Source organism: Wolbachia pipientis, assembly GCA_023052945.1.
Classification (GTDB): domain Bacteria; phylum Pseudomonadota; class Alphaproteobacteria; order Rickettsiales; family Anaplasmataceae; genus Wolbachia.
Genome location: CP095495.1, coordinates 1,399,709 through 1,416,508, shown reverse-complemented (window position 1 = coordinate 1,416,508; position 16,800 = coordinate 1,399,709). Strand labels below are relative to the sequence as shown.

Below are 16,800 nucleotides of genomic sequence, written 5' to 3'. Positions count from 1 at the left end.
GAAAAATGCAAAATCCATTTACAAATACAGCATTTAGCATGACGGCACTAACAAATGCGATAAATATATTGCCGATAAATTATGGACGAATTGAAAATTTAAATTTGTTTCCAAGTAGATCAGTAAGATTTAGACATATTACCATAGAAGAGCAAAATGGAGTATTAAGTTTACTACCAACGCAGTTACCCGGAGCACCAGCAACAGTAGGAAAAAGAGGAAAAAGAAAGGTAAGAACATTTACGATTCCGCACATTCCGCATGATGATGTAGTGTTACCAGAGGAAGTACAGGGAATAAGGGCATTTGGATCAGAAAGTGAACTGAAAGCGCTGGCAGACGTAATAACTGACCATTTACAGCTAATGAGAAACAAACACGCAATAACATTAGAGCATTTGCGTATGGGAGCGCTGAAAGGGATTATTCTGGACGCAGATGGGTCAGAGCTATTAAATCTATACAACGAATTTGAAATCACACCAAAAGTAGTAAATTTTGCACTAGGAACAGCAACAACAGATGTCAAGCGTAAGTGTCTGGAAGTACTCCGGCATATAGAAGATAATCTAAGTGGTGAATATATGACTGGAATTCATGCACTGGTAAGCCCTGAGTTTTTTGATGCACTCACTTCTCATACTAAAGTAAAAGAAGCATATGAAAGATGGCAAGAAGGTGCAGCACTAAGGAATGATATGAGGTCAGGATTTACGTTCTGTGGAATCACATTTGAGGAATATAGAGGACAAGCAACTGATCCTGAAGGAACCGTGAGAAGATTCATTGAGAAAGATACAGGGCATTGTTTTCCACTAGGAACAGCAAGCACATTTACAACATATTTTGCACCAGCAGACTTTAATGAGACAGTAAACACTCTTGGACAGCCACTCTATGCAAAACAAGAGCCAAGGAGGTTTGATAGAGGGACTGATTTACATACGCAGTCAAATCCTCTGCCAATGTGCCACAGACCTGGAGTGCTAGTAAAAATTAGTTCTAGCTGATGAATATAGGAAAACTATTGGAAGATTGTTTTGAGCATTTAGGAGTGGAAGCCATATACTGTAATAAAAATAAGGAGGCGATTCGAAAAATAAAAGTGCTAATTAAACGTCCTGAGACTACGTACTCTCTAGGTGCAGATGGAGCATTAACTCAGCAAATTGCTTCTATAGAAATACGTGATCAGGACGTTACTTCCTTTAGCACAGGTGATTATATCAAGATTGAAAAAAGGTTCTACAAGATTTTTGAACCACCGTTAAAAGATTCTTCGAGTGAAATATGGAAAATTGAAGCAATAGAAAGTGTTTGATATTAAAATTAGTAACAATATTAATGAAATAATCTCCAATATTGAAAGAAAAGAGCAGAAAATAAAACTGGCAGCTATAAAAGCGTTAAACAAAACGGCACTATGGTTAAAAGCGCAAGCAGCTAAGGAAATCAGTGAGGAAAAGAAGATAAAATTGACGATAATGAGAAGAAGGCTAAGAATTTTTAAGGCGAAAACTAGCAGATTAGACGTGTTAATTAGAGCAAATCTCTATGACATTAGAGCATCGACAATTGGCAAAATACAAAAAACAAGAAGAGGATCGAAAGTAGGAAAGCATGAGTTTATAGGAGGATTTGCAGCAGTTATGCTAAAAGGAAATAGCGGTATGTTTAAACGTGAAGGAAGGGCAGCATTGCCAATAAAGGAAGTTAAGTTGCCACTAGAACCTGAGGCTTCAAGGATAATAGGGAATCTTGTTAATTATGAAGTTGAAAAGGTATTTGAAAAATATTTTATACATTATATGAGTTAAATTATATGCATGACAAAGTTCTGGAAAGATTTACATCAAGCAATTTGCAGCACACTGAAGGAAGAAATACCGGCTATACAGACATGTGAAATTTATCCAGCAATAAGAAAAGAATTATTAGCGCCAGCGTTATTTGTAGAGCTTGTGAGTTTAGAATCGGGAAAAGATCCTGGAACAGAGGAATTAGCGCTGAAAGCAAGATTTGAAGCAAGAATTGTGATTGATAGCACAATAGAAAATGCTCCTATTATTGTCAGAACATTAGCTGCTGAGATTGCGAAAGTAGTAAATAAAAATACTTGGAACGTGAAAAATGTTTCACCAGGAGAATTTATCTCTGCAGAAATTGACGGATTTAGACCCGAATTAGATGCATATTTGGTGTGGATGGTTGATTGGAGTCATCAGCTTCATTTAGGTAAATCAGTATGGGAAGAGGGGAAAATTAAGCCACATAAAATAGAAGTGGGAGAAATGCATGTTGGAAAATAATTTTGCCATTGCAGAGTTACAGAGAAAAGTAGCGAATATTATCCGTATTGGATTGGTAAAAGAAATAGATTATGAAGAAGCTAAGGTAAGAGTGAAAATAGGAGATATTGTAACAGATTATCTGCCATGGATAACAAGCAAAGCAGGAAAAGATAGAGATTGGTGTCCTCCAGATATCGATGAACAAGTTATTATACTTTGTCCGCTGGGAGAATTATCTTTAGGAGTAGTACTTCCTGGAATATATCAACAAAAGTACTCTGCTCCAGAGAATAAAAAAGAAATAAATAGTGTAAAATTTCAAGATGGAACAAAGTTTACATATGATAAAGAGAAGCATCATTTAGAGATTGAAGTAGCAGACAAAATAACACTGAAGGCTGGGGAATCGAGTATAGAAATGACAAAAGGTAGTATTAAATTAAAAGCAAGAAGAATAGACTTGAATTAATATATATGAGTAAAGCAATTGTTTGCATAGGAGATCATTGCACAGGTATGCCGGTTCATGTCTGTGTGAGCGGGAGTGAAGATGTATTTGTTAATGGTAGACCTGCTTGTCGTAAGGGTGACATCTTGACTATTGGGGAAACAGTAACGCAAGGATCAAACAACGTATTTGTAAATGGTATTGGTGTAGCGAGAACAGGTGATGTGGCATCCTGTAGTTTTCAAATAGTAAGTAAAAATCAAAGTGTGTTTTCAAAATAAAAAAATTAAAATAGTCGAAAAATGAAAGGAATGGACGCTAAAACAGGAAAAGCGTTAGAAGGAATAGAGCACTTAAAGCAATCGATAATTGATATGCTGACCACTCCTATTGGATCACGTATTATGAGAAGAGAGTATGGTTCTCGATTATTTGAATTAGTAGATAAGCCAATAAATCGTGATTTTACATTAGAAATTTACGCAGCAGTAGCAGAAGCTTTGGAAAAATGGGAAAAGAGGTTTAAGTTAGAAAAAGTAAAGATTGCTGAAGTTAAAGAAGGAAAAATGACTCTTGTACTCGAAGGTATTTATCTTCCAGAAGGCAAATTCATAGATATTAGTGGAGTAGTTGTTTAGAAATGCAGACATCTAATATTATTGAAAAGCTAAGCTATGAGGAAATCTTTTCGAGAATGAAAGAAGAGTTAGTCCGTAGAGATGAAACCTTTTCAGGATTAGTAGAATCGGATCCAGCAATGAAAGTTCTGGAGGTAGCAGCATGGCGAGAACTTTTACTCAGACAAAGGATAAACGAAGCTGTAAAGGGTAATTTACTTAAATTTGCAACGGGAGAAGATCTTGATAACTTAGCTGAATTTTATGGAGTAGAGAGAGAAAAAGAAGAAGAGGATGAAAGATTTAGAAAGAGGGTAAAAGCAAAAATAGCAGGTTGGTCAACAGGAGGAAGTAAGGAATATTATAAATATCATGCACTGTCAGCAGATAGCAGAGTAAAAGATGCACTAGTGGAATCAACTATACCAGGGAAAGTACAAATCTCAATCTTATCAACACAATTATCCACAACTGGCATAGTGTCAGAAGAACTACTTGAAATTGTAAAAAAGCAGGTTACTAGAGATGATATAAGGGTTTTAACAGATACGATAACAGTAATTGGTTGCAATATTACGGAAATAGATATTCACAGCAGAATGAGTATAAGTTCTGTAATATCAAAGGAGGAAATTAAGGAACAGTGCATTAAGAAGTTTGAAGCAAGTAGAAGGTTGGGATGGAGTGTTACAAGATCATGGATAATAGCGAATCTATTTGTAGAGGGTGTAGAGAATGTAGAATTAATAGAACCAAAAGAGGATGTTGTGGTGCTAGGTAATGAGTGTGCAAATTTGAGAAATTTAAAGATTGAGTTGAATTAATGCTAAATGCAACAAAACAGGAAAAAGCGCTAGTAGAAGCAATCGATTATAAAGTAGATCCTGGTTGTATAAGGGGGTTTAAATTTAACCTAAAAGAAGAAGTATTGCCGTGGTTAGTTGAAGAATATGGATTGGGGGAAATTCTACGCTGGGTAAAAGATAAAAGAAAGGCGATAAAAGAAGGAATAAAATTTCAGCGTTTAAGAGGAACACCGGCGTCACTGAAAATAGCATTAAAATGGGCAAATATAGAAGATATTACAATTATCGAAGAGCCACCTGGTAAACATTTTTTTGAACTGCAGATAGGGATAAGGGATGTTCCAAATGACTTTTTTGTAGATGCAGTAGTAGAACTTGCAAAACTATCACTACCAGCAAGATCGCGATTAATGAGGATTTTTAACGATTATTACAACGTTGATAGGTTTATTTTAGATGAGAGTATATTTGGCAGCTTACTATCAGACTATTCAGGTAGAAAGGTTGAAAAAGATGGGCCAGTGTTATCGTTTGGAAGAATAAATTTTTTCAGTTCTAGAGGTTCGTTAGTAGAGATTGTAGACAACTATTTAAGAGAGCATTATGAACAAACATTTAGTAATGACATATATCGATTAGATGTAGCAGTACTTGGAGAAACAGAGACTCACACAAAGGATTACAAAGGCATCTATGAAAGGAGTCATCAGTGGTACAATTTAAAAGCACTATATCCATTACCACAAAGTTTATTACCAGAAATAAAGTTTGCTAAGGCACAAATAGTATTATCGGACAGTTGGAGGTTAGGAGAAATAAATTCGTGCTTTTCAGTTAGTAGTGTAGAGGAAAGAGGGGATAAATTTTTACTAGGGAGTAGCAAACTATCTGAGCAACATTGGAATTTAAAACACAAGCCAATTTTAGAAAGATTCAGCATTATACATGATTACAAAGTAGAAAATTACACCGATCAGAAGATCATAAGATACGGTTTAGCAGAACACAACGTTTACTATAAAAATGATTTAGAGCAAAAAGACTCAATACACGAGTTAGAAAAGCACATTTTAGTATTTTACCCTGGAGTGCTGAAGTGGCACGAACATCGACATTTGCACAGAAATTGGAAAAATAGTCAAATAATATCTCTAATAAATTAAGTATTTATATTTAGATCCTCACATATTATATTAATATTAGGTTAAAGTGTATGAAATAAAAAGAAAAGGACTTGCTTTCTTATGCTAAAACGCACATGACTTGAATAGCAGCAGGTAAACATAAGAAATTTGTCTGGCGCTAGAAAAGCTAATTTTGTGAGGTAAGTATGAAGTTTAGCAAAGAAAAGAGAGAATCTTTTAGTAAGTCTTTTAAAGAAGTATCAAGTAAAAATATCAATAAAAGAAATGAAGAAGGAGAGACGATATTGCATCAAGCAGTAGAAATCTCCAATTACAAAACAGTGAAGTTATTAATAAAAAAAGGGGCAGAGGTTAATGCAAGAGATAAAAATGGTTATACACCACTACACTGTGCAGTATTTGCGAAAAGCTTAGAAAATATAAAAGTGCTGCTAAGATCGGGAGCAGAAGTAAATGCCACTCAATATGTCACTGGATGTACTCCACTGCACTCTGCGTGCAAAATAGGAGGAGCAGGAGTTGAAATAATAAAAGAGCTAGTAAAGGCTGGAGCTGAAGTTAATCAACTGAATAAATATGGTGCAACACCAATGTATTACATATGGGAAAGTGAAAAGTATTGTCTATGTGATAGCAAAGAGAGTGAAAAGGCAAGTAAATTTTTAAGAGAAAAAGGTGGAGTAACAAAAAGTAGAGAACTGACCTGCTATGGAATAGAGAGGATAGTGGGAGAAATAGCAGACATGTTGAATGGAAGCTACATGCCGGAGCTAAAAATAATAGAGATAGAAGAAATAAGGAAGAGAGACAAATCGTTAATAAAGAAAGAATGTCAAAATTTAGCAAGCAAGATAATGAGCCAAGTGAACGAAATGATAGATGAGGTGGTGAGAAAGAAGGCTTAGGTTTAAAGAAAAGGTGAGGTAGATTATGATAAAGCTTGGCAAATTTAATAAGTCAGCAAAAGAATTATTAGAGAACTCATATAAAAATATTTATGCAAGAGACGAGAATGGAAGAACAGTTCTACATTATGCAGTAGACGCAAAAACAGTGGGGTTATTAGTTGAAAAAGGAGTGAATGTGAATGCAGCAGATGCAAGAGGATATACAGCACTGCACCTAGCGGTAACGGAGAAACGTCTAGAAACAGTTAGAGAATTGATAAAATCAGGAGGGAATGTAAATGCTGAAGAGTATGGCAATAAATGCACTCCGCTGCATCTTGCATGTATGGTAGGAGAAAAAGAAATAGTGGAGGAGCTAGTAAAAGCAGGGGCTGAAATAGAGCAAGCAGATAAATTTGGAATAACAGCGATGGATTATGCAAAAAATAGCAAAGAAATAGCCGAGGTATTAAAGAAAGAAACAGAGAAAATGGAAAGTTTGTTAAAAAAATAAGAGTCGTATCAGAAAGCGCAACAGCAGTTGGCAAAGGAAGGGCTAGACCAAATTTGAAGGCTGTAGCTGATAAAAGTTGGTCTTTTTCATAAGAGTAAATGGATTGATGGAAAAAAGGAGTGGTAAGGCTCCTTGCACTACAAAAACATTTGCAGGAGAAACTATGAGAAAAAGAACATTAACTTGCCGATACGAGCCAGATGAATTAGCGGAACAACATCTAGCAGACGCCTATGAGCTGTTACTAAGGTATGCGGTAAAAAGAAACAATGAAAAGGAGATAAAGAAAAATGATAACAGTGGCCTTATATGCAAGAGTTTCATCGAAGAGTCAAGCGCAGAACAATACAATAGAGAGTCAAATTGCCGAGCTCAAGCATAGAATTGCTGCAGATAAGCATGAGTTATTGAATGAGTATGAATTTAAGGATGATGGGCTTAGTGGGTGGAGTTTAGAACGTGAAGGTTTAGATGCATTACGTGATAAAGTAGGAGAAGATCAAATTGATAAGATTTATATTCATTCACCTGACCGACTATCAAGAAAATCTGCACATCAAATGATATTACTTGATGAATTTGAAAAAGCAGGAGTAGAAGTGATATTCTTAAATCATAAGACTGAAAATAATCCAGAGTCTAAATTGTTATTGGGAATGCAAGGATTAGTGGCAGAATATGAGTGTACAAAGATTATGGAACGTAGTCGAAGGGGAAAACTCCATAGAGCAAAAAAAGGCTGTGTAAGTGTCATTGGCATTGCACCTTTTGGTTATAATCGTATAAAGCATGTAGATAGAGAAAAGACAAAGTTTGAAATAAATGAAGAGGAAGCAAAAATAGTAAAGCAGATATTCATGTGGGTAGGGCAAGAGAGAATAAGTATAAGGGAAGTGATACGTAGACTAAGAGATAAGTCAATTAGAACAAGAACTGGAAAGAAGGTGTGGTGTCCAATAATAATTTGGAAGGTATTAAGAAATCCAGCATATAAAGGACAAGCAGCGTTTGGTAAATTAAAGAGGGTTGAAAGAAGAGAAAGAAATAAACAAAAGGTTTCTATCTGTCGCACAGATGAGGACAGCTGGATTTATATACCAGTACCAAAAATAGTTGATGAAGGGTTATTTAATAAAGTACAAAAGCAACTGGATGAAAATAGAAAAAGAGCAAGGATGCAGAGAGAGGGAGGAAAAAAGAAATATCTATTACAAGGTCTAGTTGTGTGTCAAAACTGTGGATATGCGTATAGTGGTGCACAATGTGGAGTTGAGGGAAAAAAGTTTAGCTATTATCGCTGTAGTAGTACTATACGTATTACTGATGGTAGGGAGAAGTGTACTAATAAATTGGTCCGTACAGATATGTTAGAAACAGCTATATGGGAAAAGGTGAAAAATTTACTAAAAAACCCAGAGATAATAAAAAATGAGTATCACCGTAGAATTGCAGAAAATAAAAATGATGAATCATCAGATAAGAAGTTTGCAAGAAGGGAAAATCAAATAAAACAAGGCATCGAAAAGTTAATGGAAGACTATTATAGTCAAGAAAATGTAGGAGATAAAGGATATATAAGTGAGGAAGAATTTAAACAGACGATGAAAAGAATGAGGGAACGCTTAAGAGGGATAGAAGAAGAGAAGAAAAAGGTAGTTGATCAAAAAGCAATAGAGAAGGGAATGAACCTTATCATCAACAGTATAAAGAGTCTTTATTCCAGTGTAAAATCTAATTTGGAACAGCTAGATTGGCAAACTAAGCGTGGCATCATTAAAGTATTAGTAGAACGAATTCAGATTGGTTATGACCAGGTAGAAGTGGCGTTTAGAATCGAAGAACCAGCACAGGATGGAGAGATTTTTAATTTGCAACATTGTACTGGACGTCATGATAAGGGGGCTGGCGGAGTTTGTCAAGCAGGTTTTTTCGTCTCTATTCCCAATAAAAGTTCGTTATTGGTTATGCAGGAAGTCTATTGTAATCAGGCTTTAAGTGTGCGGAAGTAATTTTTTGCATTAGAGTAAAAAATTTTTTCTATAGCTAATCAAAGTGGGATCAAGAGAAACTTACCACTTTCTTTACAAAGGGTTTGATGTTACCATTTGATGAACTATTCTGAATTTATTGAATGAACATTAACATAAAGAATCTAGTTCATGCTTTTTCTAAATTGCCAAGTTTAGGACCATCATCATCACGCAGGTTGGTTATACATTTACTCCAAAACAAAGAGAAAGTTATGCTACCACTTGCATCTTTGATTAAAGAGCTAGCAGATCTTATAATAGAGTGTGAGGTTTGCGGAAATCTAGATACTAAATCACCTTGTTCTATTTGTACTAACCCAAAACGTGACGCTAAGTTACTGTGTGTAGTAGAAGAATTGGGTGATCTATGGGCGTTTGAAAAAGGAAATATATATTCAGGTTTATACCATGTTTTGGGTGGCAGGTTGTCTGCGATAAATGGCATAGGTCCAAAAGAACTCAACCTTGATACTATTCTGAAAAGAGTGACGGAGTCTAAAATTGAAGAGATAATTATCGCAATTAATCCAACATTAGAGGGCCAAGTTACTGCACAATATATAATTGAATTGCTAAAAAACTTGAATGTGAAAATATCACGTCTTGCTTGCGGCATACCAATGGGCGGAGAAATTGACTACCTAGATGAAGGAACGCTGAGGATAGCACTTACTTCAAGACAAGAATATGAGTTAAATATAAAATAAGGTATGTACTTAAAAAAACTTATATCATGGATAACATTTAAAAAGAAAGAAGCAGCACCACTACCCGAGGTGGTGTGGGAGAATGACTATCTTGGCTATAAGCAATTTTCAGGCAAATTCAACACTATAATTAAAACGATTGATCAGTCTTTTACAATAATATCTTTAGAAGGATATGATGGATGGGGCAAGACGTTTTTTCTGAAAGAGTGGGTAAAAGAGTTAAAACAGCAAAATGAAATTGCAGCTTACTATAACGCATGGGATATCAATGCATTGGACCAACCACTACCCTCTTTTTTAAATTTTCTATTTGAAGATCTATTTGCGTCGTACGAAGTAAAAAGAAGCGTTATACAACAGTTCAAGAACATAAACCAAGAACTATTTTCTTTAAATACACTAGGAAAGCTGATCAGTAAATCTCCACTTGCTATGCTTTCAGTATTTCTTGATGCTGCAAAAGAGGCTGATAAAAAAGACATAGGTTTTGTCTTGAGTGAATTAAGTCTTCTCCAAAGAAGAAAAGAGAGTACTAGAGATTTTAAAACACAGTTAGCGGATGTGGTTAATAAAATCAGAAAAGACAAAAACATTTATATAATGGTGGATAATCTTGATGTGTGCCGTCCTAAATTTATCGTTGATTTTTTGGAATCTATAAAGTACATGCTTGATGTGGAGGGGCTGGTTTTCATTATTTCTGTCAGTAAAGATAAGAGCAATATGCATAAAGCCATTAGCACGATACTTGGACCAAATTTTGATCTAAAATCTTTTACTGATCTCTTTTTACATTTACCAAAACAACCGATAGAAAAATTTACAAAAGAACTGTTTCAAAATATTAAATTGCCGAAAAAATCAAAAAGTTTAATTATAGATAGTTTTATATTTTATGCAGAAAGCCTATCACTATCGCTGAAAACAATAGAATATTGCGCAAAAAAAATAAAACTATGTCTTCTGAATTATATAAAGGAAGAATTACCTGATCCGAATTTGTTTTCATTTTTGGTAATACTGCAATCGATAAATATTGATATATATGAAGAATTAGATTTATTGTATCAAAAAGCGCTGGAGAAGATTGAGAGTGAGTATAAGTCTCTAATTTTGGCTCAAATAAATGGTCAAGAAGAATGGGAAAGACTTAAAATTTCTTTAGAAACTGCCTTTGCAGAGAAGAAGTCAAAAATTAACAAAGCTATAAAGAATATAATATTTTGAAAAGATACCCTACCTTTGCATATACAAAGATAGGGTAACATTTGATTAACGCCTTTTTACTATAGACCTGCTGCGAATCAAGCGATAAAAAAAGGAAAGGAGGGTGACTAAAATCAAGGTTAACTAAAAGGCGTGCTTAAGATTTACAATACCAGCAATAATATTGAACCTCAGGTTATATTTTTTCTGAAAATTGCGATAAACATTCGACATAATCTTAAATATCTTTATCTCTCGGATCTTGTTTTCTACTCTCATTCTAAATGATGCTAATCTTCTATTATGCTCTGGAGTTAATGGCTTTTTACGATACTTTTTATATGGAATTATAACATTGCTTTGCAATTTTTGCCAACCTTGATATCCAGAATCGGCATGTTTTATGCTATCAAGTGGTAAATATTTTTCTTGTTTCCTTATGCGGAAATCACTAATTCTACCACGGTATGACTTTGACACTGATAAAATTCTTCCTCCTTCTTCGATAATAATCTCAGTTTTCATAGTGTTGGTTCTTTTTTTTCCTGAATATGATTTCTTCCGTTTTTTACTATCTTCTGGTCTCTGTATTTGCTGTTCTGTAACATCAGCCAAAATCTTCAGTATTTTTTCTGGCGTCATACTTCTATCTTTTGTTATAGTCACTTTTTTGGCGAGTAATGGCTCTATTCTCTTAAGTAACCTACATACATTTGCGTTGTGTACATTGAATAGGCATCCTAAAAATCTATGTGTTATGTAAGTGCGATAGTACAAAATTACGCAAAACAACTTATCTTCCAGAGTTGGTAGTTTTGATCTTCTACCATGACACTTTTTCTGTTTTTCCCATCCAGACCTCACTTTTTCCACTACTTTTTCGAACTCCTCTATAGTTAAACCTGTTATATTACGAAAGTTTCTTGGGTATTTTTTCATATTATAGTAACTAAAGCTCATTTTTTTTCCTTACTTGATCTGCTTATTCTTCTTCTACCTCTCTCACATCATTTTTTCAATCACCTTTTGCAGCAGGTCTTATGTTATTATCTTGTTCAAATTTTCTGATTAATTCGCTTACATTGACATTAGATAATTTTTTGCCTGTAGATTTGTCATTATGTGAAGCATCAGGTTTACGAATGTCTTCCTTACTGTTACTCCTAGTAATATTACATCTGACAATGCTTGAGTTGTGAGACTTATCGCTTATATCTGAAATATTGCTTTTTTCACTACATGAAGACGAATTACTCGACATATTGTCTAAACTAAAACGCTTTTTACCTTGATAGATTGGATTCCAATCAAGTGGATTATAAGCTTTAGCTTTTTTATCAAGAGTGCTGCTACTAACATCACTAACACCACTATCCCCTGAATCACGGCGTTGTTTGTTAGGAGTGCTATGAATATTGTCTTTCATGAGTTTTTGCATTGTTGGGCCAAATGTTCTTCCAAGATTGCTACTTACTGTTTTATTGCTATCATTTGCTTGGGAATGAGATGCATTTCGCTCAAAAATCGCTTTTATTCCAGCAAATTTAGCTTGGGAAGATTTCGGAGGAACAGGTGGAGCAACCATACCTTTTGAGTTTTCATTTTTAGGAAAATTTTTTGGATTATTTTTTTCTACTGTAGTATTCATTTTTTTACCTCTAAACCTATTAACTAATAAAAGTATAAATTGAGAGTATTAATTTTATAATAACGATGCTAATAGGTTTCAAATAAGCATCGCCAGAGGACTCTCTATATAATGCTTAAAGGCGTTTAAAAATTTTGCTCCGAGTGCTCCATCAACTGCTCTATGGTCAACAGAAAGTGTTACTGTCATTATTTCTGCTATCTCTATTTTCTCATTCATAACAATTGGTTGTTTTTTGGATGCACCAACTGCCATTATGCAGGATTGCGGCGGATTGATTATAGCACTGAAGGCTTTTATACCAAACATACCTAAATTAGAAATAGTAAACCCTCCTCCTTGAAACTCTTCAGGTTTCAATTTTCCAGATCTTGCTCTGCTTACTAAATCTTTCACTTCTTTTGATATAGATAAAATACCCTTTTTATCAGCGTTTTTCACTATAGGAGTAATTAATCCATCTTCAAGTGCCACGGCAATTGAAATATCTATATTTGAATATCTCAGTATTTTATTATCTATCCACGAAGAATTTATATCAGGAAATTTTTTCATGCTAAAAGCCACAGCTTTTATAATTAAGTCATTAATTGTTACTTTATTGTTTTCATCTGCTGAGTTAATCTCATTTTTGAGCGATATTAACTTATCAACTCGGCAGTCTACAGTTAAATAAAAATGTGGAACATTCTGTTTGGATTCAGTTAAGCGCTGTGCTATCACTTGGCGCATATTACTTACTTCAACTATTGTATTTTCCTCAGGACTTTCAGTGCGTGTACCACTGCTTAAAGACTCCAACACATCAGCCTTAATTATGCGACCATATGGACCTGTACCTTTTAATTGCTGCACATTAACCCCTTCATTTTGAGCTATTTTCTTAGCTAATGGGCTTATTTTTGTTCTACCTTCTACATAACCCTCTGTCATCCCAGTGCTTGACACTGGTTCTTTTCTTCTGGATTCCAGCGTCACGCGCTGGAATGACACCGAAGAATGACTTGTTGGCTTTCCGTTTAAATCTTGGTGTTCTGATTTTTGATTATCAACAGCACTTTTTGTCACTTCCTTTTTAACTGCACTATTGATGGAAGTTGAGGTATAGTTATTAAGCACACTGCTATCTTCTCCTTCTTCCAGCATTAAAGCTATCAGCTGATTTACAGGCACGCCACTTGTTCCTTCTGTTACTAAAATTTTTGCTAAAACTCCTTCATCTACAGATTCAAACTCCATTATGGCTTTATCAGTCTCTATCTCAGCAATTACATCGCCTACTTCAACTTTGTCTTGTTCTTTTTTATGCCACTTGACAATTTTTCCTCCAGTTTTGCTCATTGTCGGTGAAAGAGCAGGCATTAATATTTCTATAGGCATTGATTTTGCATTTAAAGATCTATTCAATTTTTAATTTACTCTTTATCTTATGTCAATCTAATCGTGAATTATGATGAATAAGTCTGTTACACTATCTCTCACGTCATCCCAGTGCGTGACACTGGGATCTTGGTTCAGTACTATTATCCTATTGTTTTTATTATTTAGCCATAGCTTGTTTGCTAATAACTTTGTTTCAACCAAATCAAATAAAATCAACATGAGAACGGGACCAGGATTTCACTATCCTGTAAAATGGATATACACTTGCAAAAATCTGCCCCTGAAAGTGATAGAAGAGTTTGAGAGCTGGAAAAAGGTTTGCGATATAGATGAGGACTGCGGATGGATAAAAGGCAATCTGCTTAGTGATAGGCACCACGCAATGATAAAAGAAGATACTTATGGATATCAAAAACAGAGTGTAGACAGCAAGATTACTATGAAAATAGACAAGTTCGTTGTAATGAAAATAGAAAAATGTAACGAAGAATGGTGCTTTCTTTCCACCCCAAAACGTAAAGCATGGGTACAAAAAAAACATATATATGGGGTTGATTAGGTTGATAAAGGATCTGGATTAACACTAGTTTCCGGACCTTCTGTAGCAGACTCTTCAGATGAAGCAGGAGTTGCACTAACTTCTTGAGGTTCTGGAGAATTATTTTGCCATATAGTGCTGTCACAAAAACTCTGTAACATCTTCTCAGCAGATGAATCTAAAATTTGTACAATAGACTTTTCACTTTGTTCTCTTAGCGATTGATCCATTCTAGAAATCAACTTAAGAAACTCACTACCTGATTTTTCAGCTTCACTTTTTATTTTACTTTCTATGCTTGCAATATTACCTTGATCAATTTCTTCTTTTGTTATGTTGAATGAATTTGCAACATCTTGATATCCAATCTTGCAATTTCCACAACCAATTATGCAAAAAGCAATAGAATTAGATATTTCATTTGCAGCCCACTTGTGTATAGTGTAAGCCAAATAATTGTCATGGTATTTAATGCTAAATTGTTGTTCTATTAGTTCAGAAATTTTATTCTTTAGAGACATAAAGTACCCTCCTACATTCGTTATACCTTTTTGTTAAGATACACCATTTACTACATGCTTTGTTTTAATTAATTATTAAAACAAGGGAGTGTTAAATAAACCATACGCGTCAAGTTAAGAAGTTGTAAGCAAGTTTAGGGAAGTTAAAGTAGATAACCTGGTCTTCCTATACCTGTCCTTTATAGAAAATTGTGACCAGTCTGTGGTAAGTTTTTTCAGAAAAATTCTCAGGTTATTAATTTTACTATTTAACGCTAAAAACAACTCCCTAATCCTTCTTTTTAGTTCAATGAAGGCCTTTGTTAAATTCAGCTCTGTATTCTCTTTCAGCTTTGTACAGCCAAATATTCCATGAAATATAAGAATTGCACACAATTTAGCATATAGCCCACATAATACTCTGTATGACTTTCCTTTAAGTTCATCAAGCCTGATGTGACTCTTATACAATTTAAATAATAATTCAATCTGCCACCTTACTCTGTAAATTGTTAAGACCTGCTCAGCGCTAATTTTACTTTCTGGAACATTAGTTATGAATATCGACCAATCCAGCAATTTTTGATTCTTTTGAGAAGATGTGTATCCATGTGACTTTGCTAACTTATTAGCCCTTCTTCTTCTGATTATAGACTGTTCTTCAGTTAATTTTTGACATATAATTCTGGCTTTAATTTTTACTTCTTTCCCTAATAGCACTTCCCTTTCTAGAAAGGATTGACCTTCTAAACATTCCAATAACTCTATTTTTTGATTTGTTTCGATGTCATATGTGTTTGTATCAGATTTATAACGGCTAACAAAATAAGCTCCAGCTTCATCAATTTGTTTAAAAGAAGCTGGCACGAAGTAGCCCAGGTCTGATATTAACAGATCATTAGTTGATATATTGCTTAAATGGCTTCTATAGCCCTGATCTGACCTTATTCCTTCCGTAAGATTAAGTTGATCCAGCGTCTGGTTTAAGTAGTCAAAAAGTATCTGTAATTTTATTCTAGACTTAGCATTGCTTTCATAATCACTATAGCTAGTGCCGTATCCTTTGTACATATTTTCCATATTATTAGGCAAGCTAATGTAGCTACTGTCCAATAATTTGACGCTTTTGAATTGCTTTAAAATTTTACAATCAATTTGTAAGCTATTCCTAAATATTAATAAGGATTCATTATACATTCTTCTCATAAATTCTACTGCTTCTTCAGCAAATCTCCAATCTAAACCCTGTTTTGTTATTTTTATTGAGTCTTCGTTGAGTAACTGACACATCGTTTCTATGCTGCAATTATCAACTCCTATATTACCAAAAACTATTGCTTTTATAAACGACGATCCTCTAAGCTTTCTTTTCCTTTTTATAAAACCTACCTCATCTGATATTTCATCTGCCTTTTCATTGAAGAATTCTTTGAGTTTTTTTGACAAGCACGCTATTCTGTCCATTGTAAGTTCTCTCTATTAAGCTATCCAAGAGAACTTATACCCTATTTTTCCTTCTCTCTGCTAATTTTCCTCTCACTTTTCCTTAACTTGACGCGTATGGTTAAATAAACTGTGTCAAACCGCATTTTTAGTTCAACTCAATTTTCAATCTGCCGGGAAAGAAGATATCAAATTGAGACATAGTTAAAGCCCAATTAGGATAGTCCATTTTTGCTCTACCTTTTTTATAGCACAATATACTATACCTAATATATTATACATACATTTACTTACACAACTCTTTGACTTTAAAAAACCATAAACACTATTGGATACATGGACTGCAGCGGGCGACTACGCCATTCATTGATTACTGGTAGCAATTTGTCAGTGATACTTGATATCTCTGCTACCGATATTTTGTGATCATAAATTTCCTCAACATGTAACGCTATATCTCTATAGCTCATACCACTGGCAAATGTGCTCAAAATCTTCGTTGCAAGCTCTGTTGTTTGCCTTTTTTTGACTATTTGTGGTTCAAAGCTTTCCTCCCTATCTCTTGAGCTCAAATGAACCAGCACTTGTCCGCAAAGTCTTTCCATTCCTCCCATTTCTTCGGTTACTCTCTTCG

Annotated in this window: 21 protein-coding genes and 1 pseudogene; 16 read left to right on the top strand and 6 right to left on the bottom strand. The window is 34.5% G+C overall.

Going from position 1 to position 16,800, the window contains the following annotated elements; genetic code table 11:
• Positions 1 to 5 precede the first annotated feature (5 nt).
• From MWH06_07025 to MWH06_06955, 15 genes are all read left to right on the top strand, one after another.
• Positions 6 to 1,010 carry a major capsid protein gene (locus MWH06_07025; protein UPA54973.1) on the top strand — a complete coding sequence of 335 codons (1,005 nt, stop codon included), beginning with the start codon at positions 6 to 8 and terminating at the stop codon, positions 1,008 to 1,010.
• Positions 1,010 to 1,321: a hypothetical protein gene (locus MWH06_07020; GenBank protein ID UPA54972.1), complete on the top strand. Its 312-nt coding sequence runs from the start codon at positions 1,010 to 1,012 to the stop codon at positions 1,319 to 1,321. Before MWH06_07025 ends, MWH06_07020 begins: the two co-directional genes overlap by 1 nt.
• A gap of 7 nt (positions 1,322 to 1,328) precedes the next feature.
• Positions 1,329 to 1,817: a phage tail protein gene (locus MWH06_07015; GenBank protein ID UPA55775.1), complete on the top strand. Its 489-nt coding sequence runs from the start codon at positions 1,329 to 1,331 to the stop codon at positions 1,815 to 1,817.
• A 9-nt stretch (positions 1,818 to 1,826) separates the two neighbouring features.
• Positions 1,827 to 2,309, top strand: a complete 483-nt coding sequence (locus tag MWH06_07010) for a hypothetical protein (protein UPA54971.1) — start codon at positions 1,827 to 1,829, stop codon at positions 2,307 to 2,309.
• Positions 2,296 to 2,760: a phage baseplate assembly protein V gene (locus tag MWH06_07005; protein ID UPA54970.1), complete on the top strand. Its 465-nt coding sequence runs from the start codon at positions 2,296 to 2,298 to the stop codon at positions 2,758 to 2,760. The genes MWH06_07010 and MWH06_07005 overlap by 14 nt, the downstream gene beginning before the upstream one ends.
• Before the next feature lie 5 nt (positions 2,761 to 2,765).
• Positions 2,766 to 3,020, top strand: a complete 255-nt coding sequence (locus tag MWH06_07000; GenBank protein UPA54969.1) for a PAAR domain-containing protein — start codon at positions 2,766 to 2,768, stop codon at positions 3,018 to 3,020.
• A gap of 21 nt (positions 3,021 to 3,041) precedes the next feature.
• The gene (locus MWH06_06995) at positions 3,042 to 3,377 is read left to right on the top strand and encodes a GPW/gp25 family protein (protein UPA54968.1); all 336 of its coding nucleotides are present in this window, start codon (positions 3,042 to 3,044) and stop codon (positions 3,375 to 3,377) included.
• A gap of 2 nt (positions 3,378 to 3,379) precedes the next feature.
• Positions 3,380 to 4,180, top strand: coding sequence for a baseplate J/gp47 family protein (locus MWH06_06990; protein ID UPA54967.1), 801 nt, complete (start codon positions 3,380 to 3,382; stop codon positions 4,178 to 4,180).
• Positions 4,180 to 5,325: a phage tail protein gene (locus MWH06_06985; GenBank protein UPA54966.1), complete on the top strand. Its 1,146-nt coding sequence runs from the start codon at positions 4,180 to 4,182 to the stop codon at positions 5,323 to 5,325. The genes MWH06_06990 and MWH06_06985 overlap by 1 nt, the downstream gene beginning before the upstream one ends.
• A 167-nt stretch (positions 5,326 to 5,492) precedes the next feature.
• Complete coding sequence (locus tag MWH06_06980; protein ID UPA54965.1) at positions 5,493 to 6,212, top strand: ankyrin repeat domain-containing protein; 720 nt, start codon at positions 5,493 to 5,495, stop codon at positions 6,210 to 6,212.
• Positions 6,213 to 6,237: 25 nt separating this feature from the next.
• Positions 6,238 to 6,708, top strand: a complete 471-nt coding sequence (locus MWH06_06975; GenBank protein UPA54964.1) for an ankyrin repeat domain-containing protein — start codon at positions 6,238 to 6,240, stop codon at positions 6,706 to 6,708.
• A gap of 106 nt (positions 6,709 to 6,814) precedes the next feature.
• Positions 6,815 to 7,090, top strand: a complete 276-nt coding sequence (locus tag MWH06_06970) for a hypothetical protein (protein ID UPA55774.1) — start codon at positions 6,815 to 6,817, stop codon at positions 7,088 to 7,090.
• Positions 6,999 to 8,717, top strand: a complete 1,719-nt coding sequence (locus MWH06_06965) for a recombinase family protein (GenBank protein ID UPA54963.1) — start codon at positions 6,999 to 7,001, stop codon at positions 8,715 to 8,717. Before MWH06_06970 ends, MWH06_06965 begins: the two co-directional genes overlap by 92 nt.
• 122 nt (positions 8,718 to 8,839) lie before the next feature.
• Complete coding sequence (recR, locus tag MWH06_06960; GenBank protein UPA54962.1) at positions 8,840 to 9,445, top strand: recombination mediator RecR; 606 nt, start codon at positions 8,840 to 8,842, stop codon at positions 9,443 to 9,445.
• Positions 9,446 to 9,448: 3 nt separating this feature from the next.
• Positions 9,449 to 10,675 carry a KAP family NTPase gene (locus MWH06_06955; GenBank protein ID UPA54961.1) on the top strand — a complete coding sequence of 409 codons (1,227 nt, stop codon included), beginning with the start codon at positions 9,449 to 9,451 and terminating at the stop codon, positions 10,673 to 10,675.
• Between the two features lie 123 nt (positions 10,676 to 10,798).
• Here the strand turns inward: MWH06_06955 and MWH06_06950 are convergent, their stop codons facing one another.
• From MWH06_06950 to MWH06_06940, 3 genes are all read right to left on the bottom strand, one after another.
• Entirely contained in the window at positions 10,799 to 11,614 is an 816-nt protein-coding gene (locus MWH06_06950) for a transposase (GenBank protein UPA54960.1), read from the bottom strand.
• A 55-nt stretch (positions 11,615 to 11,669) separates the two neighbouring features.
• Positions 11,670 to 12,302, bottom strand: coding sequence for a hypothetical protein (locus MWH06_06945; GenBank protein ID UPA54959.1), 633 nt, complete (start codon positions 12,300 to 12,302; stop codon positions 11,670 to 11,672).
• A gap of 78 nt (positions 12,303 to 12,380) precedes the next feature.
• Positions 12,381 to 13,682: a pyruvate dehydrogenase complex dihydrolipoamide acetyltransferase gene (locus MWH06_06940; GenBank protein UPA55773.1), complete on the bottom strand. Its 1,302-nt coding sequence runs from the start codon at positions 13,680 to 13,682 to the stop codon at positions 12,381 to 12,383.
• Between the two features lie 73 nt (positions 13,683 to 13,755).
• Here MWH06_06940 and MWH06_06935 point away from each other — a divergent pair, with 73 nt between their 5' ends.
• Positions 13,756 to 14,244, top strand: coding sequence for an SH3 domain-containing protein (locus MWH06_06935; GenBank protein ID UPA54958.1), 489 nt, complete (start codon positions 13,756 to 13,758; stop codon positions 14,242 to 14,244).
• On the opposite strand, the gene MWH06_06930 is transcribed toward MWH06_06935, so the two are convergent.
• From MWH06_06930 to MWH06_06920, 3 genes and pseudogenes are all read right to left on the bottom strand, one after another.
• Positions 14,241 to 14,744, bottom strand: coding sequence for a hypothetical protein (locus MWH06_06930; GenBank protein ID UPA54957.1), 504 nt, complete (start codon positions 14,742 to 14,744; stop codon positions 14,241 to 14,243). The genes MWH06_06935 and MWH06_06930 overlap by 4 nt on opposite strands.
• 114 nt (positions 14,745 to 14,858) lie before the next feature.
• Positions 14,859 to 16,187: an IS4 family transposase gene (locus MWH06_06925; GenBank protein ID UPA54956.1), complete on the bottom strand. Its 1,329-nt coding sequence runs from the start codon at positions 16,185 to 16,187 to the stop codon at positions 14,859 to 14,861.
• 240 nt (positions 16,188 to 16,427) lie between these two features.
• Positions 16,428 to 16,799: pseudogene (locus MWH06_06920) on the bottom strand (transposase).
• Between the last annotated feature and the right edge of the window lies 1 nt (position 16,800).

What these genes read in the sequence shown, in the direction of transcription:
- MWH06_07025 (UPA54973.1), top strand. Translation starts at nt 6, where the DNA reads ATGCAAAATCCATTTACAAATACAGCATTTAGCATGACGGCACTAACA.
- MWH06_07020 (UPA54972.1), top strand. Translation starts at nt 1,010, where the DNA reads ATGAATATAGGAAAACTATTGGAAGATTGTTTTGAGCATTTAGGAGTG.
- MWH06_07010 (UPA54971.1), top strand. Translation starts at nt 1,827, where the DNA reads ATGACAAAGTTCTGGAAAGATTTACATCAAGCAATTTGCAGCACACTG.
- MWH06_07005 (UPA54970.1), top strand. Translation starts at nt 2,296, where the DNA reads ATGTTGGAAAATAATTTTGCCATTGCAGAGTTACAGAGAAAAGTAGCG.
- MWH06_07000 (UPA54969.1), top strand. Translation starts at nt 2,766, where the DNA reads ATGAGTAAAGCAATTGTTTGCATAGGAGATCATTGCACAGGTATGCCG.
- MWH06_06995 (UPA54968.1), top strand. Translation starts at nt 3,042, where the DNA reads ATGAAAGGAATGGACGCTAAAACAGGAAAAGCGTTAGAAGGAATAGAG.
- MWH06_06990 (UPA54967.1), top strand. Translation starts at nt 3,380, where the DNA reads ATGCAGACATCTAATATTATTGAAAAGCTAAGCTATGAGGAAATCTTT.
- MWH06_06985 (UPA54966.1), top strand. Translation starts at nt 4,180, where the DNA reads ATGCTAAATGCAACAAAACAGGAAAAAGCGCTAGTAGAAGCAATCGAT.
- MWH06_06980 (UPA54965.1), top strand. Translation starts at nt 5,493, where the DNA reads ATGAAGTTTAGCAAAGAAAAGAGAGAATCTTTTAGTAAGTCTTTTAAA.
- MWH06_06975 (UPA54964.1), top strand. Translation starts at nt 6,238, where the DNA reads ATGATAAAGCTTGGCAAATTTAATAAGTCAGCAAAAGAATTATTAGAG.
- MWH06_06970 (UPA55774.1), top strand. Translation starts at nt 6,815, where the DNA reads ATGGAAAAAAGGAGTGGTAAGGCTCCTTGCACTACAAAAACATTTGCA.
- MWH06_06965 (UPA54963.1), top strand. Translation starts at nt 6,999, where the DNA reads ATGATAACAGTGGCCTTATATGCAAGAGTTTCATCGAAGAGTCAAGCG.
- recR (UPA54962.1), top strand. Translation starts at nt 8,840, where the DNA reads ATGAACATTAACATAAAGAATCTAGTTCATGCTTTTTCTAAATTGCCA.
- MWH06_06955 (UPA54961.1), top strand. Translation starts at nt 9,449, where the DNA reads ATGTACTTAAAAAAACTTATATCATGGATAACATTTAAAAAGAAAGAA.
- MWH06_06950 (UPA54960.1), bottom strand. Translation starts at nt 11,614, where the DNA reads ATGAGCTTTAGTTACTATAATATGAAAAAATACCCAAGAAACTTTCGT.
- MWH06_06945 (UPA54959.1), bottom strand. Translation starts at nt 12,302, where the DNA reads ATGAATACTACAGTAGAAAAAAATAATCCAAAAAATTTTCCTAAAAAT.
- MWH06_06940 (UPA55773.1), bottom strand. Translation starts at nt 13,682, where the DNA reads ATGCCTATAGAAATATTAATGCCTGCTCTTTCACCGACAATGAGCAAA.
- MWH06_06935 (UPA54958.1), top strand. Translation starts at nt 13,756, where the DNA reads ATGAATAAGTCTGTTACACTATCTCTCACGTCATCCCAGTGCGTGACA.
- MWH06_06930 (UPA54957.1), bottom strand. Translation starts at nt 14,744, where the DNA reads ATGTCTCTAAAGAATAAAATTTCTGAACTAATAGAACAACAATTTAGC.
- MWH06_06925 (UPA54956.1), bottom strand. Translation starts at nt 16,187, where the DNA reads ATGGACAGAATAGCGTGCTTGTCAAAAAAACTCAAAGAATTCTTCAAT.